General features: G+C 68.9%; 2 protein-coding genes. Both read left to right on the forward strand.

The window, feature by feature from the left end; translation table 11 throughout:
* The first annotated feature begins 44 nt into the window (after positions 1-44).
* A complete protein-coding gene (gene hisI / locus R1101_RS0124630; protein ID WP_016935787.1) occupies positions 45-410 on the forward strand; it encodes a phosphoribosyl-AMP cyclohydrolase in 366 nt (121 codons plus the stop codon).
* A gap of 46 nt (positions 411-456) precedes the next feature.
* Positions 457-636 carry a tautomerase family protein gene (locus R1101_RS0124635; RefSeq protein ID WP_016935788.1) on the forward strand — a complete coding sequence of 60 codons (180 nt, stop codon included), beginning with the start codon at positions 457-459 and terminating at the stop codon, positions 634-636.
* Positions 637-845 lie beyond the last annotated feature (209 nt).

Genomic DNA, 845 nt, shown 5'->3' on the forward strand with positions numbered 1-845 from the left:
GGCGAGGTCAAGGACGCGATGCGTGCGGAAGGGATCACGGTTCGATGAGCAGCGACATCCTGAATCCGGCGATCGCCGCCCGGCTGAAGCGCAACGACGACGGTCTGTTCGCCGCCGTCGTGCAGGAGCGGGCCACCGGCGCCGTGCTGATGATGGCGTGGATGGACGACGAGGCGCTCGCCCGCACCCTGGCGACCCGCAAGGCCACCTACTACTCGCGGTCGCGGCAGCAGTACTGGGTCAAGGGCGAGACGTCCGGGCACACCCAGTACGTGCACGAGGTGCGCCTCGACTGCGACGGCGACACGGTGTTGCTGGTCGTCGACCAGGTCGGTGCCGCCTGCCACACCGGCACGCACACCTGCTTCGACACCGACGTCCTGCTCGAAACGCCGCAGATCGCCGAATAGCCGGGACCGATCGGCGGGTCGTGCGGCGGGCTGCGACAATGCGCGCATGCCTCTCATCCAGATCAGTCAGACGCCGGGCCTGTCCGACGAGCAGAAGGCCGAGGTGATCTCCGCGGTGACCCGCGCGTACGCCGAGGCCTCGGGCAAGAATCCGTCGTCGGTGTGGGTGACGATCACCGAGGTGCCCCGCGAGAACTGGGGTGTGGGCGGAACTCCGCTCGGCTGAACACCCTCGGTTACGAGGTCACCGACGCGAGCGGTGCCGTCCGGGACGAGCGCAGCCACGACCCGAACATGTCGTTCCGGACGTACCGAGGAGCCGCCCCACCACGTGACGGTGGGACGGTTCAGGCCTTGCCGATACCGCCGGCGATCCCCTCGTCGATCTGCTCGACCAGAGCGGAACCGAGACGCGCGAGCGCGCGCACCTGTTGG

The sequence above is a fragment of the Rhodococcus sp. R1101 genome (genome assembly GCF_000278445.1).
Classification (GTDB): domain Bacteria; phylum Actinomycetota; class Actinomycetes; order Mycobacteriales; family Mycobacteriaceae; genus Rhodococcus; species Rhodococcus gordoniae.

What these genes read in the sequence shown, in the direction of transcription:
- hisI (WP_016935787.1), top strand. Translation starts at nt 45, where the DNA reads ATGAGCAGCGACATCCTGAATCCGGCGATCGCCGCCCGGCTGAAGCGC.
- R1101_RS0124635 (WP_016935788.1), top strand. Translation starts at nt 457, where the DNA reads ATGCCTCTCATCCAGATCAGTCAGACGCCGGGCCTGTCCGACGAGCAG.